The organism is Lentzea albida, from assembly GCF_900111005.1.
In the GTDB taxonomy this organism is placed as follows: Bacteria; Actinomycetota; Actinomycetes; order Mycobacteriales; family Pseudonocardiaceae; genus Lentzea; species Lentzea albida.
Map to the genome: position 1 here is coordinate 176,833 of NZ_FOFV01000001.1, position 24,162 is coordinate 200,994.

General features: G+C 69.6%; 24 protein-coding genes, 2 tRNA genes and 1 other RNA gene. 15 read left to right on the forward strand and 12 right to left on the reverse strand.

Translation table 11 applies throughout. The features are described 5' to 3' along the window. The first annotated feature begins 296 nt into the window (after positions 1-296). Positions 297-1,517, forward strand: a complete 1,221-nt coding sequence (locus BMY74_RS00910; RefSeq protein WP_089907915.1) for a thioester domain-containing protein — start codon at positions 297-299, stop codon at positions 1,515-1,517. A 79-nt stretch (positions 1,518-1,596) separates the two neighbouring features. Here BMY74_RS00910 and BMY74_RS00915 read toward each other — a convergent pair whose 3' ends face one another. After that, positions 1,597-2,910, reverse strand: coding sequence for a BNR-4 repeat-containing protein (locus BMY74_RS00915; RefSeq protein WP_245785816.1), 1,314 nt, complete (start codon positions 2,908-2,910; stop codon positions 1,597-1,599). Between the two features lie 188 nt (positions 2,911-3,098). Here BMY74_RS00915 and BMY74_RS00920 point away from each other — a divergent pair, with 188 nt between their 5' ends. From BMY74_RS00920 to BMY74_RS00935, 4 genes are all read left to right on the forward strand, one after another. Then, complete coding sequence (locus BMY74_RS00920) at positions 3,099-3,269, forward strand: antitoxin (protein ID WP_089907918.1); 171 nt, start codon at positions 3,099-3,101, stop codon at positions 3,267-3,269. An 81-nt stretch (positions 3,270-3,350) separates the two neighbouring features. After that, a complete protein-coding gene (locus BMY74_RS00925) occupies positions 3,351-3,911 on the forward strand; it encodes a putative glycolipid-binding domain-containing protein (RefSeq protein ID WP_245785817.1) in 561 nt (186 codons plus the stop codon). Positions 3,912-3,994: 83 nt separating this feature from the next. Further along, entirely contained in the window at positions 3,995-4,825 is an 831-nt protein-coding gene (locus BMY74_RS00930) for a DUF5753 domain-containing protein (protein WP_143091404.1), read from the forward strand. Further along, complete coding sequence (locus tag BMY74_RS00935) at positions 4,822-4,992, forward strand: DUF397 domain-containing protein (RefSeq protein ID WP_245785818.1); 171 nt, start codon at positions 4,822-4,824, stop codon at positions 4,990-4,992. The genes BMY74_RS00930 and BMY74_RS00935 overlap by 4 nt, the downstream gene beginning before the upstream one ends. Here BMY74_RS00935 and BMY74_RS00940 read toward each other — a convergent pair. Further along, positions 4,989-7,088, reverse strand: a complete 2,100-nt coding sequence (locus BMY74_RS00940) for a S9 family peptidase (RefSeq protein ID WP_089907929.1) — start codon at positions 7,086-7,088, stop codon at positions 4,989-4,991. The two genes, BMY74_RS00935 and BMY74_RS00940, sit on opposite strands and share 4 nt — an antisense overlap. A 187-nt stretch (positions 7,089-7,275) precedes the next feature. On the opposite strand from BMY74_RS00940, the gene BMY74_RS00945 reads away from it, so the two are divergent. Beyond that, entirely contained in the window at positions 7,276-7,998 is a 723-nt protein-coding gene (locus tag BMY74_RS00945) for a GbsR/MarR family transcriptional regulator (RefSeq protein ID WP_089907932.1), read from the forward strand. Here BMY74_RS00945 and BMY74_RS00950 read toward each other — a convergent pair. Genes BMY74_RS00950 through BMY74_RS00970 form a run of 5 tightly spaced genes read right to left on the reverse strand, consistent with a single transcriptional unit; the run spans position 7,995 to position 14,669 of the window. Next, the gene (locus BMY74_RS00950) at positions 7,995-9,179 is read right to left on the reverse strand and encodes a thiolase family protein (protein ID WP_089910225.1); all 1,185 of its coding nucleotides are present in this window, start codon (positions 9,177-9,179) and stop codon (positions 7,995-7,997) included. The genes BMY74_RS00945 and BMY74_RS00950 overlap by 4 nt on opposite strands. A gap of 19 nt (positions 9,180-9,198) precedes the next feature. Continuing rightward, positions 9,199-10,917, reverse strand: coding sequence for a hypothetical protein (locus BMY74_RS00955; protein ID WP_089907935.1), 1,719 nt, complete (start codon positions 10,915-10,917; stop codon positions 9,199-9,201). Between the two features lie 19 nt (positions 10,918-10,936). Further along, positions 10,937-12,481 carry a fibronectin type III domain-containing protein gene (locus BMY74_RS00960; protein WP_089907938.1) on the reverse strand — a complete coding sequence of 515 codons (1,545 nt, stop codon included), beginning with the start codon at positions 12,479-12,481 and terminating at the stop codon, positions 10,937-10,939. A gap of 9 nt (positions 12,482-12,490) precedes the next feature. Beyond that, entirely contained in the window at positions 12,491-13,438 is a 948-nt protein-coding gene (locus BMY74_RS00965) for a prephenate dehydrogenase (protein WP_177229511.1), read from the reverse strand. Positions 13,439-13,463: 25 nt separating this feature from the next. Beyond that, entirely contained in the window at positions 13,464-14,669 is a 1,206-nt protein-coding gene (locus tag BMY74_RS00970; protein WP_089907942.1) for a M20 metallopeptidase family protein, read from the reverse strand. Between the two features lie 60 nt (positions 14,670-14,729). On the opposite strand from BMY74_RS00970, the gene BMY74_RS00975 reads away from it, so the two are divergent. The 4 genes from BMY74_RS00975 (at position 14,730) to BMY74_RS00990 (ending at position 16,303) form a co-directional block, all read left to right on the forward strand. Continuing rightward, positions 14,730-15,218 carry a tRNA adenosine deaminase-associated protein gene (locus tag BMY74_RS00975; protein ID WP_177229512.1) on the forward strand — a complete coding sequence of 163 codons (489 nt, stop codon included), beginning with the start codon at positions 14,730-14,732 and terminating at the stop codon, positions 15,216-15,218. 14 nt (positions 15,219-15,232) lie between these two features. After that, a complete protein-coding gene (locus BMY74_RS00980) occupies positions 15,233-15,664 on the forward strand; it encodes a nucleoside deaminase (RefSeq protein ID WP_089910232.1) in 432 nt (143 codons plus the stop codon). Positions 15,665-15,696: 32 nt separating this feature from the next. Continuing rightward, positions 15,697-15,781 (forward strand) — tRNA-Ser (locus tag BMY74_RS00985). A gap of 66 nt (positions 15,782-15,847) precedes the next feature. After that, a complete protein-coding gene (locus BMY74_RS00990; RefSeq protein WP_089907949.1) occupies positions 15,848-16,303 on the forward strand; it encodes a hypothetical protein in 456 nt (151 codons plus the stop codon). Here the strand turns inward: BMY74_RS00990 and BMY74_RS00995 are convergent. From BMY74_RS00995 to BMY74_RS01005, 3 genes are read right to left on the reverse strand one after another with little or no spacing between them, the layout of a single operon-like run. Then, a complete protein-coding gene (locus BMY74_RS00995; protein WP_089907952.1) occupies positions 16,300-16,767 on the reverse strand; it encodes a hypothetical protein in 468 nt (155 codons plus the stop codon). The genes BMY74_RS00990 and BMY74_RS00995 overlap by 4 nt on opposite strands. Beyond that, positions 16,767-17,537, reverse strand: a complete 771-nt coding sequence (locus BMY74_RS01000; protein WP_089907956.1) for a maleylpyruvate isomerase family mycothiol-dependent enzyme — start codon at positions 17,535-17,537, stop codon at positions 16,767-16,769. Before BMY74_RS01000 ends, BMY74_RS00995 begins: the two co-directional genes overlap by 1 nt. A 2-nt stretch (positions 17,538-17,539) precedes the next feature. Then, positions 17,540-18,310: a maleylpyruvate isomerase family mycothiol-dependent enzyme gene (locus BMY74_RS01005; protein WP_177229513.1), complete on the reverse strand. Its 771-nt coding sequence runs from the start codon at positions 18,308-18,310 to the stop codon at positions 17,540-17,542. Between the two features lie 200 nt (positions 18,311-18,510). On the opposite strand from BMY74_RS01005, the gene BMY74_RS01010 reads away from it, so the two are divergent. Next, complete coding sequence (locus BMY74_RS01010) at positions 18,511-20,949, forward strand: endonuclease/exonuclease/phosphatase family protein (protein ID WP_342716563.1); 2,439 nt, start codon at positions 18,511-18,513, stop codon at positions 20,947-20,949. A 23-nt stretch (positions 20,950-20,972) separates the two neighbouring features. On the opposite strand, the gene BMY74_RS01015 is transcribed toward BMY74_RS01010, so the two are convergent. After that, complete coding sequence (locus BMY74_RS01015) at positions 20,973-21,614, reverse strand: GOLPH3/VPS74 family protein (RefSeq protein WP_177229514.1); 642 nt, start codon at positions 21,612-21,614, stop codon at positions 20,973-20,975. Between the two features lie 60 nt (positions 21,615-21,674). Then, a tRNA-Ser gene (locus tag BMY74_RS01020) sits at positions 21,675-21,759 on the reverse strand. A 130-nt stretch (positions 21,760-21,889) separates the two neighbouring features. On the opposite strand from BMY74_RS01020, the gene BMY74_RS01025 reads away from it, so the two are divergent. The 4 genes from BMY74_RS01025 to ffs all read left to right on the forward strand — a co-directional run bounded on the left by BMY74_RS01025 (position 21,890) and on the right by ffs (position 24,160). Next, on the forward strand, positions 21,890-22,228 hold the full coding sequence (locus tag BMY74_RS01025) for a YciI family protein (protein ID WP_089907965.1): 339 nt from the start codon (positions 21,890-21,892) through the stop codon (positions 22,226-22,228). A gap of 4 nt (positions 22,229-22,232) precedes the next feature. Further along, complete coding sequence (locus BMY74_RS01030) at positions 22,233-23,411, forward strand: RNA polymerase sigma factor (protein WP_089907968.1); 1,179 nt, start codon at positions 22,233-22,235, stop codon at positions 23,409-23,411. A 2-nt stretch (positions 23,412-23,413) separates the two neighbouring features. After that, positions 23,414-23,980, forward strand: coding sequence for a maleylpyruvate isomerase family mycothiol-dependent enzyme (locus BMY74_RS01035; protein WP_089910238.1), 567 nt, complete (start codon positions 23,414-23,416; stop codon positions 23,978-23,980). Positions 23,981-24,065: 85 nt separating this feature from the next. Then, positions 24,066-24,160, forward strand: an RNA gene (gene ffs, locus BMY74_RS01040) — signal recognition particle sRNA small type. Positions 24,161-24,162: the final 2 nt, after the last annotated feature.

Sequence of the window (24,162 nt, forward strand, 5' to 3'; positions counted from 1 at the left end):
GCTGGTCATCCGTAGCGGTACGCGGCGATTGATAACTGTTCGGCAACGGATTTAACGTCACCTGACAAATCGAATGCATCGCGGCCCTATCCACTGTGGACACCGTGAGTGTGTTTGCGCTGATCACGCACAGTGGGTGATGTTCTCCTTACCTCACTCATACGTGTGTCACCCCATCGGATAACGTCCCGCTCGCTTCCTGTCGGTTCAGTGTCGATGACGACGTGCCGACCGTCCCGACGGATGACTGACTTCCCGCCGCGTTCGGGCTAACTTCAGTGAGCAAGAGGAGACCCATGGCTTCCCGGTTCAGGATCGGCGCCGCGCTGCTCGGTGCAGTCGCCGCCCTCACCTTCTCGACTCTGCCGGCCCACGCCGACGTGAAGATCACGCCGATCACGAACGAGTCGGAGCCCGGTCACCCCGTGTTCCTGAAGCCGGCCAAGGACAAGGACGAGCCGGTCAAGGAAGACACCTCGGTCATCAAGCTCAAGATCGACGATGACAAGAACGGCTCCGCCAAGGTCGACGCGTACTGCGTCGAGCTGCCGACCCCGCTGAAGCCGGGCGACGTCCTGAAGGAGGTGCCGTGGGACAAGCACCCGAACCCGAGCACCAAGTTCAAGGAGAACTCGGGCAAGGTGCTCTGGATCCTGAAGCACTCCTACCCGACCCAGTCGGTGAAGGCGGTCCAGGACGCCTACAAGATCCCGAAACTCGACAAGCAGGACATCATCGGCGCCACCCAGGCCGCCATCTGGCACTTCTCCGACGGTGCCGAGCTCGCCGACACCAAGCAGAACGACGGTGAGATGGTCGCGCTCTACAAGCGCTTCCTCGCCGACGCCCAGCCCGAGGCCGAGCCGAAGCCGACCCTGGTGATCGAGCCCGAGTCGCAGTCCGGCAAGTCCGGCGACAAGATCGGCCCGTTCAAGGTCACGACCACGGCCTCCGAGGTCAAGCTGACCGCGAACCTCCCCGAGGGCGTCACCATCACCGACGCGCAGGGCAACCCGCTCGCGGTGCAGAAGAAGGGCGACAACCTCGCCGTCCAGGGCACGGGTGACAAGGTCTCCGAGTTCTTCGTGAACGTGCCGGCCAACGCCAAGGACGGCGAGGCCACGTTCAAGCTCTCCGCCGAGGCCACGCTGTCCGAGGGGCGTCTCTTCATCGCCGGTGACAAGAAGTCGGGCGGCGAAGACGGTGTCGCTCAGTCGCTCGTCGTCGCGCAGCCGCAGAAGGTCAAGGTCGAGAAGGAGGCCAAGGCCAACTGGAAGCTCGGCACCACGCCCACCCAGCCGACCACGACCACCACGACGGCGACGACCACCACGACTCCGGAGACCACGACTCCGACCACCTCCACCACGCCGCTCAACCCGGCTCCGGGTGGCGGTGAGGACGACCTGGCCTCGACCGGTGCGTCGATCCTGTGGCCGCTGCTCGGCGGTCTGGTCCTCGTCGGCGGCGGTGCGGCCGCGCTGTTCGTGGTCCGTCGCAAGAAGGCCGGCGCCTGATCTGAGGTAGCCGGTCCCCAAGACGAACGCCCCCTGGTTCCGCGCCGGAGCAGGGGGCGTTTGCCTTTCTCCCAGGGACTTACCGGCGGCTGAAGCCCGCCACGTAGATGTCGCCGTCGGCGACCGCGACGTCCCGGTCGGACGACGCCCCGGAGAAGATCGCGCGAGCGGGATCGCGGAAGTTCTCCACGACCTCGACGCGCTGCACCGGCTTGGCCGTCGGGATCACGGTCTCCGGCGACCAGAAACGGCCCAGCCGCACCAGGTACGTGTTCACGTTCGGCTTGCCGTCCTCGGTCGCGTACACGCGCCACGTCAGCAGGTCGACCGGTTCGACCTCACGGGTGCGCAGGCCGCGGGCGACCTCCTTGGTCTCCCACCCGCGACCGTTCCACGTGGACAGGTAGTTGCGCAGCGGGCCGCCGGCCTCGTCGCCCGTGAACCACAACAGGAACGGCCGGCCCAGCGTCGTGCCGACCTGCTGGATGTAGTCGGGCGACTTGACGCCGTTCGGCAGGGTCAGCGGGGTCTCCGCGACCTTCAGGTGCTTCTCCTGGTCGGCGTCGTCGATCTGGGTGCCCAGGTCCTTGCCCGACGCCGAGTAGAAGTGCCGGTTCTGCGGGTCGAACCACGTGTAGTAGATGTTGCGGTGGTAGCGGTCGTGCTTGTTGCCCTCGGGACCACCGCCCGCGAGCGTGTAGACGATCCGCACGCGGCCGTTGTCCTCCTGGCGGAGCTGGCCGATGTAGATCTCGTTCATGTTGTCCGCGCGCGAGGTCGACCCGATCGCGAATCGGTCCCCGGTGAGTTCCGTGGAGGTCTTCCACGTCCTGCCGTTGTCCTTGGACACCACGTAGAGCATCGGGCGCGTGTCCGTGGGCGTGGTGCCGTCGAGGTCGCGGGTCGTCTCGCGGTAGAAGACGTAGATCGTGCCGTCGCGCGTGACGAACGGCATCGGGTACGTGGCCGCGTTCTTCGAGATCAGCGTCTCCTCCCAGACGCCGTCGGCCGAGTGCGGCCGGGGCGAACGGGACATGCGCAGCTCGACGTTGTGCATGCCGCGGAAGATCAGCAGGTGCCCGTCCCGGGCCTGGACCATGGTCGGGTAGTTGTGCGCGTCCGAGGCGCCGTCCGCGATCCGGTTCGGACTGGACCAGGTGGACTCGCGGTGGTCGTACGACTGGACGTAGCTGTCCTCGTACCGACCGGCCCAAGAGATGAAAGTCTTGCCGACTTTCCGGTCGTACACCCCTCCGGCGACCGGGCGCCGGTCACTGCGGGCCGCGACGCCCTGCGCCGTGGTCGTCACCGCGAACCCCGCTTTCCCCTGCGCGTCGGCCGTGGCGTTGGCCGAGGGGACCGCGACGAGCGGCAACAGCAGTACTGCGGACATAACTCCACGCAGGAGCCGTGTCATCTGGCGTTCCTCCTGGTTCTGACCGCGACGGCGGCCGACCAGGCGGCGGTAGCGACATCTTGGTTGTCACCGAGCCGACTTGTCCAGGCGCAGTTAGCGTGATCGCGGCTATCAACACGCGGGGCCCGCTCGGGTACCCTGCGTCAGGGACGAAGGAGCACCAGATGAACTTCGACGAGATCAAGAACAAGGCCCTGGACCTCGCTGAGCAGAACCACGAGAAGGTCGACCAGGGCATCGACGCCGCGGCGGACTTCGTCGCAGGCAAGTTCGGTCACGAAGAGCAGGTCGACTCGGTTGCCGAGAAGATCAAGGACATCCTTCCAGGTGGATGAGTGAACTCCTTCAACGCCACTGACGCGGGGCGGGTCACCTCAGGTGGGGAGACCCGCTCTCCTTCTGCCCGCAGGCCAGAGATGATCACCTGGCAGGGCCTCCACGAGCCACGGCTCGAACAGGTCCGCCTGCTGCTGTCGAACGACCAGCGCCTGCGCGCCACCGGTCGTCTCGTCGCGGCCGGCCCCGAGGAGCAGTTCAACGCCTCCTTCGAGGTCTCCGTGGGCGAGAGCGGCCAGGTCAACCGCCTGCTCCTGCGCACGGCGACGGTGCTCGAGGAGCGCCAGTGCTCGCTGTCGCGCACCGAGGACGGCGCCTGGCTCGTCGACCACGGCCAGGGCAGCAAGCGCGAGACCTTCAACGGCGCACTCGACGTGGACGTCCAGTTCGCCGTGCTGTTCAACGCCATCCCGATCCGGCGCCTGGGCCTGCACCGCGAGGCCTCCGAGCACACACTCCCCGTCGTGCGCGTGTCGCTGCCCGATCTGTCGGTTCGCGCCGTCACCCACACCTACAAGACCGTGTCCGTGGGCGACGACGTCTCCGTGGTGCGGTTCAAGAGCGGCGGGTTCGACCAGAACATCAAGGTCGACGCCAACGGCCTGGTGGTCGACTACCCGCTGATCTCGAAGCGGATTTAGAGCAGCTCCAAGAAGTACTTCCTTCGTGGCGAGTCGCGCTCGGGCGATGGAGGCGCGGGGTCCTGGGGTTCTAGCTTCCGACCATGCCGAAACGATTTTCGAGCGTGGTCGGCCGCTCGTTCGGTGATGGCGTCCGTGATGCCATCCAGTCCACCGGGATGACACAGCGGCGGATCGCCGAGCTGCTCGACTGGGAAGAGGCCAAGGTCTCGGACCTGGTCAAGGGCAAGGGCGGTGTTTCGGAGGTCGAGCTGGCGATGCTGCTGGGCCTCTGCCGAGTCCCTGCGGAGGACGCCCGGTACCTGCTCACCCTCTACCGGGAGTCGCGGGAGCGCGGCTATCTCGTCTTCCCCGAAGACGAGATCCCGGACCAGGTGCGCTCGTTGGTCGACCAGGAGCGCCTCGCCAACAAGATCACCATGTGGTCGATGAACCTGGTCCCCGGCCCACTGCAGATCCCGGGCTACACCACCGCCCTCATCCAGCGCTCCGGCAGGGCGAAGACCATCAACATCCCCGAAGTCCTGGCCGCGAAGTCGGCGCGGCAGGCGATCTTCCACCACAGCAGGCAGTTCGTCTTCTACATCCACGAGCAGGCCCTGCGCCTGCCTGTCGGCACTCCCGAACTGATGCACGAACAACTGCTCCACCTGCTGGCCATGAACAACCGCACCTACATCACCATGCGGGTCGTGCCCGTCTCGTTCGGCGCACACGCAGGACTTGCCGGCTCCTTCCAACAGCTCAGCTATGCGAAGTACGAGCCCGTCGTCTTCACCGAAACCGAGAACACCAGCCTCTTCGTCGAGGACAAGGCCTCCCTTGCCAAGTACGCCGAGGTGATCAAGTTGCTCGACCTCCAAGCTCTGGATGCGGAACAATCCAAGGGGCTGATCACCAGCATCTTGGCTTGAGGAGGCTCGGCATGTCGGTGTGGCGCAAGAGCAGCTACAGCCCGGTGAACGACTGCGTCGAGGTCGGTCGCGGCGTCGGCATCCGGGACAGCAAGGCACCGACCACGCACCTGCCCGTCTCGGACAAAGCGTGGTCGGCGTTCCTCACCGACATCAAGTCCCGCTAGACCATCTCTCCCAGCACCTCCGGGTCGATCACGATCGGCGCCGGCCGGTACGCGGGCGGCTCGACCCCCATCAACGCGCGCACCAGGAAGTCCCACGCCTTCGTCCGCACGTACGCCATCCGGTCGAGGAACAGGTGCTCGGCACCGGGCACGACCACCAGCTCGAACTCCTTGCCGGCGTTGATCAACTCGTCCGCGAGCCGCAGCGAGTGGTCGGGGTGCACGGTGTCGTCCAGTTCGCCGTGCACCAGCAGCAACTTCCCCTCCAGTCGGTCCGCGAGCTCGACGTTCGAGGCGCGCTTCCACGCCTCGTGGTTGCCGGCACCGTCGACGCCCTCGGCCCAGCCGAGGCCGATGTACCGGGCGTCGTGCGAGCCGGACAGCGCGACACCGGCGTGGAACGTCTCCGGGAAGGCGAGCACCGCCCGTCCCGCAGCGAACCCGCCTCCGGAGTGGCCCATCACGCCCACCCGGCCGAGGTCCATCCACGGTCGGGTCGCGGCCAACTCGTGCAGTGCCGCGACGTGGTCGACCAGGCCGCCCGCGTCGGCCAACTCGCCTTCGAGGAACGCTGCCGAACGGCCCGGTGTGCCGCGTCCGTCGATCGCCACCACCACGAAACCGAGTGCTGCCAACGGTTCCGCGTCCAGGCCCATGCCGCCGGGGTCGAAGCACGGTTCGACGCGGTTGACCTGGGGACCGGGGTAGACGCTGTCGACCACCGCGTAGCTGCCGGCCGGGTCGAAGCCGTGCGGCTTGTAGAGCACGCCGTAGATGTCGGTCTCGCCGTCCGCTGCCTTGACGCGGAAGCGTTCCGGCGCGGTCCAGCCCGTGGCGAGCAGGCGGCTGATGTCGGCCTGCTCCAACGAAACCAGCACCTCGCCGGTCCACGAGCGCACGGTCGTCACCGGGGGCGTGTCCACAGTGGACGCCGAGTCGACGAAGTACGAGCCGTCCGGGGACACCGTGACGACGTGGTCCAGCGAGTCGTCCGTGACGATCGTGAAGCCGGTGCCGTCCAGACCGACCTTGCAGACCGTGCGCCGGTACGGGTCCTCGGGCACGAGTCCGGACGCGGTGAAGTGCACGGTCCCGTCACCCACGTGCAGGATCTCGCGGACCAGGTACTCGCCCGCGGTGACCTGGCCGAGCAACGAGCCGATGTGCAGGTCGTAGCGGTAGAGGTGGCCCCAGCCGTCGCGCTGCGAGAACCACAGCACCTCGTCCGCCACGACCCGGACGAGGGGTGCGCCGTAGATCAGCTGGTTGGGGCCGAGGCGGCCGGTTCCCGTCTCGGTCACCACGACGCGGACCTTGCCGGTCGTGGCGTCCATCCGGTTCAGGGTCAGCGTGTGCCGGTCGCGGGGGCGGGAGAGGAAGTAGACGGCGGTGCTGTCGTCCGACCACCACGCCCAGCCGGCCGTGATCGGCGAGAACTCCGGCATGAGCAGCGGGTCGCAGGCGGCGCGGACCGTCGTGCCCGCCTCGACGTCGAACACCACGAGCTCGGCCAGCGGCATGTCGGGGTCGCCGGGGTACGCGTAGTGCTGTTGGTGCGTCACGGGTGCGCCGCCGTCGGCCGGGCGCGACTCCAGCAGATAGGTCCTGCGGACGTTGCGCTGGTCGGTGCGGTGGGCGAGGACCTTGGACGAGTCCGGGGACCACGCCAGGGCGGGCGGCATGTGCGGCAGGCCGAACTTGCGCATCAGCGTGCCGTAGCTCATGGCGTCCGGGCCGTAGCCGTACCCGTGGCCCTCGACGCCGTCCGCGGTGAGCGCCCACTCGCGCTCGCCGGAGCGCGCCCACAGGTCGTGCCCGCGGCGCGACACCGCGATCTTGCCGTCGGGTGACGGCACCTCCAGCGGGTTGCCCGGCGCCGCGACGAACGCCATCGGGTCGAAGCCGGGTGTTCGGGTTCCCGTCGCCGGGTCGACGACGACGAACTCGCGGTCGGTGCCGTTGCGGACCTGGTACCAGAAGCGGCGGCCATCTTCTATCCACTGTGGACGGACTTTGTCACCGACGACCAGCTCACCGGGTGCTGCGGGGCGGCGGAGCAGTTGTTCGGCGGCCTGGTAGTTCGCGTCGGCGATCATGGTGTCCCCCGTGGGCTCGTTGTTTCTGATGGGCGAAACGCTACGTTGCGTTCACTGTGTCGGCCAACGAGTTTGTTGCGCACGATGGCGATATATGCAGTTCAAAAGCGCATTATCATTGCAACGAGCTGTAGATCTAATGCAACGCACGTTGCAATGATGTGCAGCTGAACGCTATGCTCCGCGCATGCCAGGAGGTCGACTCACCCAGCAGGAACGCCGCCAGATCGCCATCGGCCTGGCCGACGGCCTCGCGTACGCGGAGATCGCGAGGAGCCTCGACCGGCCCACCTCGACGGTCACGCGCGAGGTCATGCGCAACGGAGGTCCGGCCGGCTACAAGCCCGACATCGCCCAACTGGCCACCGAACGCCGTTCGCAGCGGCGCAAGCAGGCCGCCCCGAAGGGCAGGCAGGTCCCGCCCCGCGCCGACGGACGCGATCCCGAGGCCGTGCGGGAGTTCGAGGACGTGTTCTCGGAGATCTTCATCGGCCAGGGCCTGCCGAAGATGACGGCGAGGGCGCTCGCGAGCCTCTACGCCACCGACTCCGGCAGCCTCACCGCGGCGGAACTGGTGGCGCACCTGCAGGTCAGCCCGGCCTCGGTCTCGAAAGCCATGGCGTACCTGGAAAGTCAGGGCCTGATCGGCCGCGTGCGCGACGAACGCCGCCGCGAGCGCTACGTCGTCGACGACGGCGACATCTGGTACCAGTCGATGATCGCCAGCGCCGCCGGCACGACCAAGCTCGCCGAGGCGGCGCGCCACGGCGTCAGCGGCCTCGGCCCGGGCACACCCGCGGCCGTCCGGCTGGAGAACATCGCGCGGTTCCTCGACTTCGTGAGCGAGGCGATCGTGCGCGCGGCAGAGCAGTCACGGGCGATCCTGCACTCGGGGCCCTCGAAGGACTAGACGCGCACCCCCACGGCCACGCCCTGCCCGACGCCCACGCACGCCGCGGCGATGCCGACGCCGCCACCACGAGCCCGCAGGTGGCGGCACAGGTCGATGATCACGCGCGGCATCGAGGCGCCGAGCGGGTGTCCGTAGGCGATCGCGCCGCCGTGGACGTTCACCTTCTCCTTGTCGATCTCGGGGAGGTGGTGCACCACCGACAGGACCATCGCGGCGAAGGCCTCGTTGATCTCCCACAGGTCGACCTGCTCGGCCTCGAGGTGCAGGCGCTTCAACAACTTCCGGATCGCCGAGACGGGCGCGACCGTGAACCGGTGCGGCTCCTCGCCGGTGGTCGCCGACCCGAGCACCTCGCCGAGCGGTTCGATGCCCAGCTCCGACGCGATCGCTTCCGTGCCGAGCAGGGCAGCGACAGCGCCGTCGTTCAACGGCGACGCGTTGCCGGCCGTCACCGATCCTCCCTCCGAGAACGCGGGCTTCAGCTTCGAGAGCTTCTCGATGCTCGTGTCGGCGCGGACGTTCTCGTCGCGCCGGATCGCCGTCCCGTCCGGGAGTTGCACGGGGAACGCGAAACCCTCGTGCACGCCCGCGCCCCACGCGGCGGAGGCACGGCGGTGCGAGCGGAGCGCGAAGTTGTCCATCTGCTCGCGCGTGAACCCCAGTTCCGTGGCGACGTTCTCGGCGGCCAGGCCCAGCGGCACGGTGTAGTGCTTGGGCATGCGCGGGTTCACGAGGCGCCAGCCGAGCGCCGTCGACACGGTCTCCAGCCGGTCCGGGAACGCCTTGTCGGGCCGCGCCGTCACGAACGGCGCCCGCGACATCCCCTCGACACCGCCGGCGACGATCAGGTCGGCGTCCCCGGTGATCAACGCGCGGGCGGCCTGGATGATCGACTCGCCGCCGGACGCGCACAGCCGGTTCAGCGTCGCGCCCGGGACGGAGACCGGCAGGCCGGCCAGCAGCGCGGCCATGCGGGCGACGTTGCGGTTGTCCTCGCCGGCGCCGTTCGCGTCGCCCAGCAGCACGTCGTCGATGCGCGCGAGGTCGAGCGACGGGTAGCGGCGCAGCAGGTCGACGATGGGCAGCGCCGCGAGGTCGTCCACGCGGATGCCGGAGAGCCCTCCCCGGTACCTGCCGAACGGTGTGCGGGCGGCGTCGATGATCAGTGCGCGTGCCATGGGACCCATCTTGCGACACTCACGGCTTGAGCAAAAAAGGAACGTAGCCCGTTTCGGGGTGCACGTCTGAATCGGTGCTGAAGGCCTTGACCTCGATCGCGTGCGCCCCGGCTCTCATCGCGCCCGTGTTCAGGGAGATCCGCCACCGGCCCGCCGCCGCGGGGCCGTCCGCGGTCGTCGGGACGGTCGCCACGTGGTTGCCGTCGAGCCTGATCTCGAACCCGGCGAGGCCCGCGACGGCCGCGTCGAGGGCGTTCACGCGGACCTCCAGCACCACGCGGCCGCGGTTGAACGCGGCGCCGTTCTCGATGGGCTGGCCGCTCGCGTCGAGGACCTCGGGGACCGGGTCGGCGAGCGTCGGCAGGGCGTCGACCAGGGGCGTGCCGGCCTGGCGTTGTGCGACGGGCTTCGAGCCGACCAACTCCACGTCGGTGTGGGTGACCTGGATGCGTTCCTGCGTGACCAGCTGGACGTTCACGTTGTCCGCGAAAGCCTCTTTCGGCAGGTCGGCGACGGCCGGGTACTCCGCGCCCGGCTTCCAGGGCGTGCCCTCGACGGCCGGTCGCAACGGCACCTCGACGCCGTTGACCTCCACGGCGGTGACGGGCGGGCTCTCGCGCGACGGGATCAGGGCGATGCGCAGCTGACCTGCGGTGACGTCGGCGAGGGGGCGCGCGTCGGTGCCCGCCGGGCCGTCGACGCGCACCTGCGGCGTCGGACCCGCGGCCGGAGTGTCGGCCTTCGCGGTCCGGAAGCCGATCAGGTCGACGCCGGCGCGGATCCGGTCGCCCGCCAGCGCCGCGACGCCGACCAGGGCCGTCGCCTCGCGCCAGGCCGGCACGAACGGCGAGGTCGCGACGACGTCTCCGTTGCGTTCGACGCGCACGCCCTGAGGAGTCAGCACGATCTCCCAACGCACGGTCATCCCCGGCACCGCGGCGGGGATCGGCTTGACCGCGGTGCCGTCCGGGACGAGCTCGACGATCGAGTTGCCGGAGTTGTCGGTGGAGACCGTCGCGCGGACGGTGTTGGGCGGCACCGGCTCGCCCTGCACGCTGACCGGGCCCGGCACGAGGTCGAGCAGCAGCTTGCCGCCGGTGCCCGGGGCGTCGGTCTCGACCACGAGCCGGCTCTCGTCGTCGCCGCGGACGAACGGCGTGCGGGAGCGGAGCGTCACCGCGCGGGTGCCGCAGCTGCTGCTGATCACGAGCCGGTCGTGGTCGTCGCCGTCACCGCTGGTCGCGCGGGCGCAGTCAGTGCGCTTGGAGAGCCTCCAACGCTGGAGGTCGGGCTCGTCGGCGGAGTCGAACCGGTCGACGTAGGTGTAGGAGGCGTTGTCGGCGCGGGGAGTCGCCTTGGCCAGTGCCGGCTGGGAGCGCTGACCGAACGCGTCGACGGCGCGGATCTCGATCTGCTGCTCGCGGTCGTTCTCGAGGCCGTTGAGCTGGGTGCCGGGACGCGTGACGAGCTTCGACCGGTTGCCCCACCTCACCTCGAACGCGGGCGCGTCACCGGTCCAGCTGAGCCCGATCCGGTGGCTGCCGGGGGAGGCGACGACCTTCGACGGCGTGGCCGGACGACCCTGCGGGCCCGGCACGAGCACCTGCTCACCCGAGTACGCCTTGAGCTTCGTCGGCGGAGGGGGAGCCGTGGGCAGGTCGCTCCCGCCGGTGTCGCGCAGCACGATGACGCCCGCCACCAGCGCGAGCCCCGCGACGACGAGGACGACCCGCTTCACAGCAGTCACGCTAAGGCGTTCACCCCAGCTGGAACACGGTTTCCGCGATAACGGGTTCGCCACCGTCCGCCGGGAGGACGCTCAGCTTGAGCCGAGCGTGTGAAGACGAGGGCAATGCCTTGGCGTCGAGCCAGAACTCGTGCCTTCCGGGGACCGCGGAACCCTGTTCGTTCGTGGGCAGCGCCACGATCCGCTTGCCGTCGAGTTCGAGCTCGATGCCCTTGTGCCCGATTGCGTTTACCTCGGCCGTGACGAGCACACGGCCCGTGCGAGGCAACGGCTGTGGCGGCTTGGCACCGTCCTCGTGCATCACGTGCAGCCTCGGAGAGCCGGTCTTGATGCCGCCGGGCCGGTCCACGAGCCGGGGGAGCGCGCCGGGACGGCTCTCGGGCTTGCGGACGACCACGAGCCTGGCGTCCTGCGCGGCGACCTTCGCCGAGGTCAGCGGCACGTCGGTGACCGTGACCCGGCCGTTCTCCGGCTTCACGAGCTTCACGGCGACGACGTCCTGCGGCAGTGCGACGTCCTGGTCGAGCGGGATGACCTCGGTGGGCACGACCCGTTCCGCCACGCCGCCGACGCCGAACGCGTCCAGGAACCCACCGCCGTCGATGCGGATCCGCGGGTGCACCACCGGTTCCCTGATCGCGACGGGTTCGTACGCGACCACGACGCCGTCCCGCAGCGCGACCACGGCGTCCGGCAGCACCCGCATCTCCCAGCGGTGCCGCACGCCCGCGACGAGCCCGGTCATCGGCGCGTCGCCCAGGTCGACCTGCTTGCCGGTGCGGGGGAGTTCGGGGTCGGCGATGATCCGCGTGCCCTGCGTCGTGATGTCGAGGCTGACCGCGCCCTTCGGCTGCGCGTCGGTCTCCTTCAGGTACTGCCACGGGTCACCCAGCAACGTCAGCCGCACGTGGCTCGACTCGGCCGCGCCCGCGACGCCGATGATCGCCCGGCCGATCGCGCCGTCACCCGCGGGAACGCCGAAGCGGATGGGCGTGTTCGACTGGAACGCCGCCATGGGGCAGTCGACGTCGACGCGCTTGCCCTGCCCGAACGGCCGCAGCCCGAGGCAGTCCGGCTCCGCCTCGACCCGCCACTTGCGCGGGTCGAGCGACTCGGGGCCGTCGAACCTGTCCGCAGGGCCGACGAGCTGGTCGTCCCACTTGCCGTTGAAGACGTCCTTGGGCTTCGCGGCGATCGTGAGCGGCTCGCTGCGCCTGCCGGTCGCGCTGACGGCGCGGATCTCGACCTGCGTCTCCTCGTCGGGGTTCAGCCCCGGCAGTTCGACCTCGGGCGTGGGCACCAGCTGCTCGTTGCCGTTCCAGCGCACCTCGTAGGCCGACGCCGAGCCGTTCCACGCGATCTGCAGCGCGTCCACGTCGAGCGCCTGCGCCCTCGCGTTGGCGGGCTTCATCGGCTCCTGCGACGCCACGACCTCGACGCCGTCCGCGATCTCCTTCTTCAGCGTGTCCGGCGCGTCCCCGGTGCGCAGCGCCACGACGGCGGCCACGACGAGCGCGAAACCACCGAGGCCACCGGCGAGCGTCCGTCGATCCACCCGGCGACCTTACGACGTTTCCGCAGAAGCAGTACTGCCGTTCAGCCCAACCACGCGCCCGCCGCGGGACCCGAGGTTGCGCAGTGCCGCCAGGGCCCCCGGCTTGGTGAGGTCGATCGTGATCGGCGTCCGGTTCGGCTGGCTGACCAGCGCGTTCCTGCCCTCGTGCCCTGCCTCGATGGTCTTCGCGAGCCCCCCGGTGGAGGCCAGCGAACCCCGTGCCGCGCCCAGCCGGCCGAGGGCGTCGTCGACCGCCATCAGCAGTGCGTCCCGGTTCCCCTCGCACATGGCCCTGACGAGCTCGGGCCTGCTGCCCGCGACCCGCGTGCCGTCCCCGAAGCTGCCCGCCGCGAGCGCCATCGCCAGCGGCCCGCCGTCGGCCCCGACCGCGGCCAGGACCGACGCCATGATGTGCGGCAGGTGGCTGATCCGCGCGACCGCCTCGTCGTGCTCCTCCGGCGTCGTGGGCACGACGTGGGCTTTCAGGTCGAGCGCGAGCCGGATGACGTCGTTGAGGTGGTCGTCGGCCTCCTCGGGCGTGACGACCCAGGCGGCGTTCTCGAAGAGCGTGGCGCTGCCCGCGTCCCAGCCACTCCTGCTCGTGCCGGCCATGGGGTGCCCGCCGACGAACCTGACGTCCTTCGCGTACCGGTGCACGGCGTCGTGCACGGGCCCCTTGACGCTGGTGACGTCGGTGAGCCTGGTGCCGGCCGGGACCTTGCGCAGCAGGTCGGGCAGGGCGGGCAGCGGCACGGCGAGGACCACGAGCGCCTCGGGGTCGCGGCCGAGGGCCTCGTCCACCGCGACGACGTCGAAGCCCTCGGCGCGTGCCCTGTCCGCGTCCTCCTTGCTCGCCGTCGCACCCCACACCGTGCGCCCGGCAGCCTTGGCGGCACGCAGCACGGAGCCGCCGATCAGTCCCAGTCCGATCACGCACACGTCTCGCACGGCACCCATCATTCCGTGCGACGCGTACCTGCAACTAGCGGAGGGCGTCCAGCGCGAACGCCGCGTACATCGCGACCCCGTGCTCCATGGCGGCCTCGTCGAACAGCACCCGGTTCGAGTGGTTCGGCGCCGCCTCCTCCAGGTCGATGCCGCGCGGGCACGCCCCGAGGAACGCCAGCGCCCCGGGAACCCGCTGCAACACGTACGAGAAGTCCTCCGCGCCCATCAGCGGGTCCTGCATGGGCTCGCTCCACGTGGCGCCCATCGCCTGCGCGGCCAGTTCCACCACGTGCTGCCCCACGACGTCGTCGTTCACCGTGACCGGGTAGCCGGGCACGATGCTGACCTCGGCGTGGCACCCGTAGGCGGCGGCGGTGTGCTTGACGGTCTGCTTGAGCTCCTTGTGGACCAGCGAGCGCGTCTCCTCGGACAACGTCCTGATCGTCCCGTCCAGGGTCGCCACCTCGGGGATGATGTTCGTCGTCGTCCCGGCGTTGATCTGCGCGACCGTCACGACCGCGGGCTGGTGCACGCTGACCCGCCTGCCGAGCATCGTCTGGATCGCCCCGACCATCGCGGCCGCGGCGGGCACCGGGTCGAGGGCGTTGTGCGGCATCGCGCCGTGACCGCCGCGGCCCTTCACGTGCACGTGGAACGTGTCCGCGGACGCCATCATCGGGCCCGGCCGGCACGTCACCACGCCCGACTTCATGGTCGACGTGATGTGCAGCGCGAACGCCTTCTCCACACCGTCGTCGAGCAGGCCTTCCTCGATCATGTACCGGGCGCCGTGGTGGCCCTCCTCGCCCGGCTGGAACATGAAGAGCACCCGGCCCTTGAGGGCGTCGCGCCGGTCCGCGAGCAGGCGCGCGGAGCTCGCCAGCATCGCCACGTGCGTGTCGTGGCCGCAGGCGTGCATGTTGCCGTCCACTTCGGACGCGAACGGCAGGCCCGTGTCCTCCTGCAGCGGCAGGCCGTCCATGTCGCCGCGCAGCAGCACGGTCGGGCCCGGCTGGTCGCCCTCGAGCACCGCCACGACGGAGGTCGTCGACTCACCCTTCGTGACCTTGACGGGCAACCCCTCCAGCGCGTGCAGGATCGCCGCCTGCGTCCTGGGGAGCTGGAGGCCCTGCTCGGGGTGCCGGTGGATCTGCCGCCGCAGCGCCACCGTGCGGGGTTGGAGCGCACGCGCCCCTTCGAGCAGTCCGGCGAGGCGGGGGTCCGGCGTAGTTGTGCTCATCTACCGATGGTGCCACCACCTCGGCTACCGGGAAGGTCGTCTGGGCCCTACGGTGTGCACATGACACAGCAGGAGCCGGTCAACGGCTTCGCGGTCGCGGTTGTCCGGGAGGACGGCCGCTGGCGGTGCAGCAGGATGGACAGCTCCGCGCTGTCGGAGCTGGACGCGGCGATCACACAGCTGCGCCAACTGAGGTCGGCCGGAGCCGTGTTCGGGCTCCTCGCCGTCGACGACGAGTTCTTCATCATCCTCCGCCCCGTGCCGGGCGGCGTGGCGCTGCTGCTGTCGGACGCGGCCGCCGCCCTCGACTACGACATCGCCGCCGACGTACTGGACCTGCTGCGCGTCGAACCCCCGGACGAGGAGGACAACGAGCTCTGGCCGGAAGGCGACCTCGGCGTCCTGTCCGACCTCGGCATGCCCTCGCACGAACTCCAGATCATCGTCGACGAGGTCGACCTCTACCCCGACGAGCAGCTCCAGATGATCGCCCAGCGCATCGGCTTCATCGACGAGTTCACCAAGCTGCTCGACACGATCCAGGCGTGATCCCCGCGGAGGACATGGTCCGAGCCGCCCTGCGCGCGGCGTCGGCGTCGGGCCGGGACGTGCCGATCGGCGCCGTCGTCTACGCCCCGGACGGCTCGGTCCTGGCCGAGGCCTGCAACGCGCGCGAGGCGTTGGGCGACCCCACCGCGCACGCCGAGGTCCTGGCGTTGCGCGAGGCGGCCTCCAAGTACGGCGACGGCTGGCGCCTCGACGGCTGCACCCTCGCCGTGACCCTCGAACCCTGCACCATGTGCGCCGGCGCCCTCGTGCTCGCACGTGTTTCGCGTCTCGTCTTCGGCGCCTGGGAGCCCAAAACCGGTGCCGTGAGCTCGCTCTGGGACGTCGTGCGCGACCCCAGGCTCAACCACAGACCCGAGGTCCAGGGCGGCGTGCTGGAGCACGAGTGCGCTGACCTGCTCGAACGCTTCTTCCGGACCCAGCGTTAAACCCGTTTCGAGGGCTGTGTATTGTTCTTATCGGTGGCGTGTCCGAGCGGCCGAAGGAGCACGCCTCGAAAGCGTGTGAGGTGCAAGCCTCCGTGGGTTCAAATCCCACCGCCACCGCTGCTCAGAGCCCCGGTTGCCGATCATGGCAACCGGGGCTCTGACGTTTTGGTAGGAATTCGCGCCATGCAGACACAGCTGTGGGTCGCGATCCTCTCCCTGACCGGCGTGTTGCTCGGCGGCGGCCTGTCCTCCCTAGTGCAGAACAGCGTCGCGCGCCGCGTCGAACGCAACGACGTCCGCCGCCAGACCGCCGAGCGCGCCGACGCCCGCCGGGCCGAGCGCCTCGAGCTGTTGCGCGAGTTCATCAAGGTGGCCCAGCAGGCGGAACGCGCCGCCGAGGACCGCGACGACACGCCTGCCTGGAAGAACTCGGCGCTGGACGTCGTCGACGAGCTCTGGGTCTGCGAGCGGATGATCCACGTCCTGTTCACCTCGTCCCTGCACGAGCTGGCCCGCGCCTACGTCAAGGCTCTCGATCACGTCGTGTGGCACGCACCCGACGAGGGCACGCTGTGGGACCACCTCCGCGGGCCCAAGGTGGCGTTCCTCGACGCGGCGAGGGAGGAGCTCGGCCGTTAGTCGCTGCCCGCGATGACCACCGTCAGCGTTCCCGGGCCGATCAGCACGAACTCCTCGAACGAGTCCAGCACCCAACCCCAGTCGTGCTGAGCCTCCGTCCCGAGGTCACGCAGCCGGTAGACCCGCTCCGCCGCGTGGAGCCGCCGGTACGTGGCGTGCAGATCGTCCAGGACCTCGGCCGGAGGCGTGACGGCCCAGGTCCGCAGGACCGACTCGGCCGCTTCGGCCGGTACGGGTTCGTAGTCGGCGGTGCGGACGCGGTCCCGCCAGTACGGACCGTGCCGGGTCGGGTCGTCGCCTGGATCGCCGCCTGCGTGGTTGTCGCCGAACAGCTCGTGGTCGATCATCGCCGCGAGCGCGTCCTGGTCGTCCACGGCGGCCAGCCGGTAGTGGTCCAGCCAGACCCACTGGTAGCTGCCGTCGCGGACATTGATGAACTCGTTCCCGGTGTGGGTCAGGGACATCAGAACCTCATCGCGTCCAGGAACTTCCCCAGCAACCCGGAGTCCCCGCGCACCTCCAGACCTTCCGCACCGCGCCGCTGGTACAGCGCCAGCACGAGGTCGAAAGCCGGCCCGCGCGCGGTTACCGCCGCCTCCTGCCGTTCCTGCACCACCACGGGCGCGCTTCCGGTGAGGTCCACCGTCCAGTTCTGGGGTGAGTCGGTCGCCTCGAAGTGCAGGCGGCTGGACCCGAGCAGCGCGGAGGCGGCGGGCCGGAGGTCGAAGATGATCTCCACGATGGTGGTCATCCACTCGTGCAGCGCGTCCTCGGCGATCCGGTCCGGGACCGAGAACGGCAGGCCGAGCGCCTCGAAGGCGTCGAAGCGGTGCATGACCGTCTCCTGCGCCATGCGCGTCGACCAGAAGTCCGGTCCCGGTCTGCCGGGACGCAGCACCGCGATCATGTCGTGGGGTGCGACGGACGCCATGGTGTCCGCGATCAGGGCTGCACCCTCCACGAGCCACGGCGACAGTTCGGCGGCCGTCTCGCCGGCGTACTCCTCGACGGAGTGCGCCTTGCTGAGGGATCTGTCGATCTCCGGGAACCGCTCGCCGACCATCTGCGCGACCCACCGGTGCGCGTACCCGACGTGGCGCAGCAGCTGGTTCAGCGACCAACTCGGCGTGGCCGGGACCGGGACCGAGAGGTCGGCGCCCTCGATCCCGGCGACCAGCAGTGAAGTCTCGGAGACGATCGTGGCCAGCCGTTCCCCGTAGTCCAAGGACCCCATGCTCAGAAACGTACGCGCTCCAGCATCGACGTCAGCAGGTCCGCGTCCCCGAACACCTCCAGCCCCTCCAGCGACCGCCGGCGGTACCCGGCCAGCACCAGATCGACGACGGGCCCGCGCAACGCCACCGAAGCCTTCACGTGCCCCTCCGAGACCACCGGCGCAGACCCGGTGAGATCGATCACGAACTCCGCCTCGACGTCCGTCGCGTGCAGGTGCACGGTGCCCGAACCCACGAGCGGCGCGGTCTGGTCCGGCCACCGCGTGAACGAGTACGGCAGGGCGAGGCCGGTCCACTCGCGCAGGGTGTCCTGGGCGATCTCGGGGTCCAGCGCGAACGGCACGCCCACGGCGTTGCACACGTCCCACCTGTGGATCACGGTCTCGTGCGTCATCCGCCGTGACCACACACGGGGGCCCGGGAAGCCGCCGAGCGGCGCGATCATCTCGTCCGGGTCGACCTCGCGCAGCACCTCCGCGAGCGAGGCCGCGCCCTCCGTGAGCCACGGGATGAGCTCCGAGGCCGTTTCACCCACATACGACGCGAGGAGTTGTGCGCCGTTGCGGGAGAAGTCGATCTCCGGAAGTCTGTCGCGCAGCATCGAGTCGGCCCAGCGGTGGGCGTGGCCGACGTGGCGCAGCAGTTGGTTGAGGGTCCAGTCCGGTGTGGACGGCACCTGAACGCCCAGGTCGGCGTCGGTCAGAGACGACGTGAGCAGTTCGGTCTGGTTGATGATCTCGGCGCAGCGGCGCTCGTAGCTCGGTATCCCCACACCCGTGGATGTAGGGACGCCGGCCTGTGCCTGGGAGGGGCCCACCGGCCGGCGTTCCGAGAGTGAGCGTACACCATGATCGAACACTTGTTCGAGTGATTTTTGATGGGCCAACCGGTTAACCGTTAGTAACAACGGCTACCAAAGCTCACTCGATCGAGGAAGGATGCGTCGGTCCGCCGCATCCCCTGGAGGAAGTTTTGAGACCCACCCTGCCCGTCGTCGGGACAGCGGTGGCGGCACTCGTGCTCGCCGCCGTTCCCGCAGTCGCCGCACCGAGCGCCGACGCGCTGATCTCCGAGGTCTACGGAGGCGGCGGCAACTCCGGCGCCACGCTGACCCAGGACTTCGTCGAGCTCGCCAACAAGGGCACCGCCTCGGTCAGCCTCGACGGCTACAGCGTCCAGTACATCTCGGCCAGCCCCGGCGCGACCACGCAGTGGGGCGTCACCCCGCTGACCGGCTCGATCGCGCCCGGCAAGACGTACCTCGTCGCCGAGGCCAAGGGCACGGGCGGCACCGTCGAACTGCCGGCTCCGGACGCCGTCGGCACCCTCGCCATGAGCGCCACCAACGGCACGATCGCGCTGGTCAACGGCACGACGGCGCTGACCTGCAAGACGGCTGCCGACTGCGCTGCCGACACGCGGATCAAGGACCTCGTCGGCTTCGGCACGGCCGTGGTCCGCGAGGCCGCCGCGACGGGCGCGCTGAGCAACACCACGTCGGCGTCGCGCAAGACGGGTCTCCCCGACACCGACGACAACTCGGCGGACTTCACCGTCGGCGCGCCGAGCCCGGTCAACTCCAAGGGCGAGACGACCCCGGGCGGCGGCGACCCGGACCCCGACCCCGAGGACCCGACCCCCGGCGACAAGCGCATCCGCGACATCCAGGGCGTCACGCGCATCTCGCCGCTCAACGGCCAGAAGGTCACCAACGTCCCCGGTGTCGTCACCGGCACGCGCTCCACGGGTGACCGCGGCTTCTGGATCCAGGACACGGCCCCGGACAACGACCCGCGCACCAGCGAGGGCGTCTTCGTCTACACGGGTGGCAGCGCCCCGACCGTCGCCGTCGGCGACAGCGTCGTGGTCAGCGGCACGATCGCCGAGTACCGGCCGGGCGGTGAGACGGGCTCCAACCAGACCCTCACCGAGATCACCACGCCCACCACGATCACGGTCTCCAAGGGCAACCCCGTCCCGGCGCCGGTCGTCGTGAAGAACGTCCCGGCGGGGTACCTCCCCGCGCCGGGCGGCAGCATCGAGCAGCTCCCGCTCGAGCCGGAGAAGTACGGCCTCGACTACTTCGAGTCGCTCGAGGGCACGCTCGTGCAGGTCGACGACGCCCGCGTCGTGGGCCCGAGCAACACGTTCGGCGAGGTCTGGGTGACGGTCAACCCCGACCAGAACCGCAACCTGCGCGGCGGCACCACCTACACGGGCTACGACCAGGCGAACAGCGGCCGCCTGAAGATCAAGACCGTTGGCACGCTGCCCGCCGCGAACGTCGGTGACGTGTTCGCCGGCGCGACCGTCGGTGCCCTCGAGTACACCAACTTCGGCGGCTACACGCTGGCGGCGCTGGCGCTCGGCACGCACACCTCGTCCAACCTGCAGCGCGAGATCACCGCGCAGCAGAAGGAGTCCGAGCTCTCGGTCGCGACCTACAACGTCGAGAACCTCGACCCGTCCGACCCGCAGGAGAAGTTCGACCGGCTCGCGGACGGCGTCACGACCAACCTGCGCAGCCCTGATGTCGTTGTGCTGGAAGAGATCCAGGACAACAACGGCGCGACCAACGACGGTGTCGTCGCCGCGGACCAGACGCTGCAGAAGTTCTCGGACGCGATCGTCGCCAAGGGTGGGCCGCGCTACCAGTGGCGGCAGATCGACCCGGAGAACCTCAAGGACGGCGGCGAGCCCGGCGGCAACATCCGCGTCGGCTTCTTCTTCAACCCGCAGCGGGTGTCCTTCGTGGACCGTCCCGGCGGCGACTTCAAGACGCCCGTCCAGGTCGTGAAGAAGAACGGCCGCGCGGCGCTTTCCCTTTCACCGGGCCGGATCGACCCGCTGAACGACGCGTGGGCCAGCAGCCGCAAGCCGCTCGCCGGCGAGTTCAAGTTCCGCGGCCGCACGGTCTTCGTCGTCGCGAACCACTTCAACTCCAAGGGCGGCGACGAGGCGATCCACGGCCGCAACCAGCCGCCGAACCGCTCGTCCGAGGTGCAGCGCGCCAAGCAGGCCGCGGCGCTGAAGGCGTTCACGGAACAGATCCGCGCGATCGACAAGGGCGCCAACGTGGTGCTGGCGGGTGACCTGAACGACTACCAGTTCTCGCCCGCGCTCAAGGCGCTGACCGGCGACGGCAACCTCAAGGCGCTGATCGAGACGCTGCCCGCGAACGAGCGGTACAGCTACGTCTTCGAGGGCAACTCGCAGACGCTCGACCACCTCGTGATGAGCAAGAACATCACGCGCTTCAGCTACGACGTGGTCCGCATCAACGCGGAGTTCGCCGACCAGGCGAGCGACCACGACCCGCAGATCGTCCGCGCCCGCCCGTCCACGGGTGACGCGAACGTCGACAGGATCGTGTTCGCGCTCGAGGACCTGATCGACTGCCTGAAGAAGTAGTCCGAAGCGCTGCCGTCGCCGTGTCAGCCAGATGACGCGGCGGCGGCAGCTGCCGTTGCGGCCGTCACGCCGGCCTGGATCGCCTCGACGGCCCTGCGCACGGCGTCACCGGCCCAGTTGCCCGCGGCGATGTCCTTGGCCCGCCTGTTCAGTTCCTTCTTGTCGCCGCTGAACACCTTGTGCACGGCTTTCACCGCGTACAGCAAGGTGATCAGCGATCCCGTGCGCGCGTCGGCGCCCCGGTACCCGGCCGCGACCTCGCCGACGGCCTTGCGCACCTCGTCGTTCCTGGCCTCGTCGGTGATCACGTAGGTCTTCCCGGGGAAGATCCCGAGCACCTTCCGCTGTTCGACCCGCACCGCGCCACGGCCCTCCAGCTGCGCGAGCACGTTGTCGCGCACCTTCTTCCGCAGGCGCTCCACCGCCTTCTGCGGCTTCATCGGCTTGTCGATCCTCGTCACGGACTCCTGCAGCAGCGGGTCCTTCAGCGGCGTCGGATCGACGACCTGGAGCTTCTTGCCGTTGGGCTCGAACGCGACGCGGCCCGAGTTCACCAGCTCGATGAGCACGGCACCGGCGAGCGCGTTCTCCGCCGACGTGGAGTCGACGTGCAGCTTTCCGTTCTGCTGGTTGATGAACAGCAGCATCAGCTCTTCGTGCAGCATCATGCAACGTTAACGCGCGAAGGGCGCCGAACGTTGAACGTTCGGCGCCCTTACGACGAGCGGAGGATACGGGATTTGAACCCGTGAGGGGGTGAACCCAACACGATTTCCAGTCGTGCGCACTAGGCCGCTATGCGAATCCTCCGTGGAGAACCTTACCGGACGGGGGTTCCGGGGCCCAAAACGGGGGTCGCCGAAAAAAGTTCGGAGGCCGTGTCGATCTGGCGGGGACCCGCTCGTCGTGATCCCGTAAGGCCGAACCGAGGAGGGCACTCGTGAAGTACATGCTGATGATCTACGCAACCGCCGACCAGCAGCCGACCTGCACCGTCGCCGACTGGATCGCCTACGAGAAGGAGATGAAGGAGGCGGGCGTGCTGGTCTCCGGGCACTCTCTCGCCGACCTCGTCACCGCCACCACCGTCCAGGTCGGACAGGACGGGAAGCGCACCGTCACGGACGGTCCGTTCGCCGAGACCCGCGAGGTGCTGGGTGGCTACGACGTCATCGACGTGCCCGACCTCGACGCGGCGCTGGAGTGGGCGGCGAAGTGCCCCGGCTCGCGCGACGGCGGGGCCGTGGTCGTCAGGCCGATCGCCGAGTTCGACTTCTGAGCCGATGAACGTCGAGCAGGTGTTCCGGGAGGAACGCGGCAGGCTGCTCGCCACCCTGGTCAAGCGCTTCGGCGACCTCGACCTGGCCGAGGAGGTCACCTCCGACGCGATCGAGGCGGCGCTGCGGCACTGGCCGGTGGACGGGGTGCCGGACCGGCCCGGCGCGTGGTTGCTCACGACCGCGCGCCGCAAGGCCGTCGACCGCCTGCGGCGTGACCAGGCGTACGCGGCGCGGCTCGCGTTGCTGCAGGTCGAGGTCGACCGAGCGGATCCGCCGCCGGGCGACGGCCTGCCGGACGAGCGGCTGGAGCTGTTCTTCACGTGCGCGCACCCCGCGCTCGCGGAGGAGGACAGGGGAGCGCTGGTCCTGCGCTGCCTGGCCGGCTTCACGACGCCGGAGGTCGCGCGGGCCTACCTCGTGCCCGTCACGACCATGCAGCAACGGATCGTGCGTGCGAAGAAGAAGATCAGCCAGGCGCGCATCCCGTTCCGCGTGCCGGACCCGCACGAACTCCCGGAACGCCTGCCCGGCGTGCTGCAGGCCGTGTACTCGATCTTCACCGAGGGGTACGCGGCCCAGCGCGCCGACCTCGCGGAGGAGGCCATCAGACTCGCCAGGATCCTGCACGGGCTGCTGCCCGAACGCGAGGTCGCGGGTCTGCTGGCGTTGATGCTGCTGGTGCACGCGCGGCGCGAGGCCCGCACCGAACTGCTGGAGGACCAGGACCGCGCGCTCTGGGACCGCGACCTGATCGCCGAGGGCACCGCGCTCGCGGAACGGGCGCTGACCGGCGGTTACGGGCCGTACGGGGTGCAGGCGGCGATCAACGCGCTGCACGACGAGGCGCCGGACTTCGCGAGCACCGACTGGCCGCAGATCGTCGCGCTCTACGACGTGCTGGGCAAGCTCAGCCCGTCGCCGGTGGTCGCGCTGAACAGGGCCGCCGCGGTCGCCATGCGCGACGGCGCCGCGGCCGGTCTCGCGTTGCTCGACGAGCTGGCGGGCGAGCCCAAGCTGCGCGACTACCGCCCGTTCCGGGCGGCCCGCGCGGACCTGCTGCACCGCCTGGGCCGCGACGACGAGGCCGTCCAGGCCTACCGCGAGGCGATCGCGCTCGCGGGCACCGGGACCGAACAGGACCTCCTGCGCCGCAGGCTGGCCGTCATCGAGGGGGACTCGTGATCATGAAGTGGTTGGAGGCTGAACGCCTGGGCGTCGCCGACCTCCTCGAAGACCTGACCGACGCCGAGTGGGAGCGGGAGACCCTCTGCGCCGGCTGGACGATGCAGACGATGGCCGCCCACCTGACCACGTCGACGCGCACCGGCTGGCGGGACGTGCTCACCGGCGTGGTGCGGGCGCGGTTCGACTGGGAGCGGATGGAGGACCAGAAGGCCCGTGCGCTCGCCGCGCGGTTCACCCGATCCGAGTTGATCGCGCAGATCCGGGAGACGGCGGGCTCGGCGAAGCGCGCGCCCATGGCCGCGCCGATCGACCCGTTGGTCGACTTCCTCGTGCACGGCCAGGACGTCGCACGGCCGTTGGGACGCGTCCGCGAAATGCCCCTCGAACCGGCCGAGGCCGCGCTGGAGCACGTGCTGAGGAGCCCGTTCTGGGGTGCGCGCAAGCGTTTTCGCGAGACCGGGATCCCGGACCTCCCGGCCCCTGACCTGCTGATGCTCGCCACGGGGAGGAAGTTGTCCACAGGTGAGGACAACCCCGTGGACAACTCGAACACGCGTTCGATCTAAAGGACTGGTGCCGTTGTTCACAGCTGTGGACAACGCTGTGGGCAACTCGAACGTGTGTTCGACCAGATCGATTCGCTACACTTGCGTCGGACCTCGTGCGGCACACATCTCGCGAACCTCCCCAGGGCCGGAAGGCAGCAAGGATAAGCGGGCTCTGGTGGGTGCACGGGGTCCCCTTTTCG

Coding starts and splice junctions, on each gene's coding strand:
- BMY74_RS00910 (WP_089907915.1), top strand. CDS start 297: ATGGCTTCCCGGTTCAGGATCGGCGCCGCGCTGCTCGGTGCAGTCGCC.
- BMY74_RS00915 (WP_245785816.1), bottom strand. CDS start 2,910: ATGTCCGCAGTACTGCTGTTGCCGCTCGTCGCGGTCCCCTCGGCCAAC.
- BMY74_RS00920 (WP_089907918.1), top strand. CDS start 3,099: ATGAACTTCGACGAGATCAAGAACAAGGCCCTGGACCTCGCTGAGCAG.
- BMY74_RS00925 (WP_245785817.1), top strand. CDS start 3,351: ATGATCACCTGGCAGGGCCTCCACGAGCCACGGCTCGAACAGGTCCGC.
- BMY74_RS00930 (WP_143091404.1), top strand. CDS start 3,995: ATGCCGAAACGATTTTCGAGCGTGGTCGGCCGCTCGTTCGGTGATGGC.
- BMY74_RS00940 (WP_089907929.1), bottom strand. CDS start 7,088: ATGATCGCCGACGCGAACTACCAGGCCGCCGAACAACTGCTCCGCCGC.
- BMY74_RS00945 (WP_089907932.1), top strand. CDS start 7,276: ATGCCAGGAGGTCGACTCACCCAGCAGGAACGCCGCCAGATCGCCATC.
- BMY74_RS00950 (WP_089910225.1), bottom strand. CDS start 9,179: ATGGCACGCGCACTGATCATCGACGCCGCCCGCACACCGTTCGGCAGG.
- BMY74_RS00965 (WP_177229511.1), bottom strand. CDS start 13,438: ATGGGTGCCGTGCGAGACGTGTGCGTGATCGGACTGGGACTGATCGGC.
- BMY74_RS00970 (WP_089907942.1), bottom strand. CDS start 14,669: ATGAGCACAACTACGCCGGACCCCCGCCTCGCCGGACTGCTCGAAGGG.
- BMY74_RS00975 (WP_177229512.1), top strand. CDS start 14,730: ATGACACAGCAGGAGCCGGTCAACGGCTTCGCGGTCGCGGTTGTCCGG.
- BMY74_RS00980 (WP_089910232.1), top strand. CDS start 15,233: ATGGTCCGAGCCGCCCTGCGCGCGGCGTCGGCGTCGGGCCGGGACGTG.
- BMY74_RS00990 (WP_089907949.1), top strand. CDS start 15,848: ATGCAGACACAGCTGTGGGTCGCGATCCTCTCCCTGACCGGCGTGTTG.
- BMY74_RS00995 (WP_089907952.1), bottom strand. CDS start 16,767: ATGTCCCTGACCCACACCGGGAACGAGTTCATCAATGTCCGCGACGGC.
- BMY74_RS01000 (WP_089907956.1), bottom strand. CDS start 17,537: ATGGGGTCCTTGGACTACGGGGAACGGCTGGCCACGATCGTCTCCGAG.
- BMY74_RS01015 (WP_177229514.1), bottom strand. CDS start 21,614: ATGCTGCACGAAGAGCTGATGCTGCTGTTCATCAACCAGCAGAACGGA.
- BMY74_RS01030 (WP_089907968.1), top strand. CDS start 22,233: ATGAACGTCGAGCAGGTGTTCCGGGAGGAACGCGGCAGGCTGCTCGCC.
- BMY74_RS01035 (WP_089910238.1), top strand. CDS start 23,414: ATGAAGTGGTTGGAGGCTGAACGCCTGGGCGTCGCCGACCTCCTCGAA.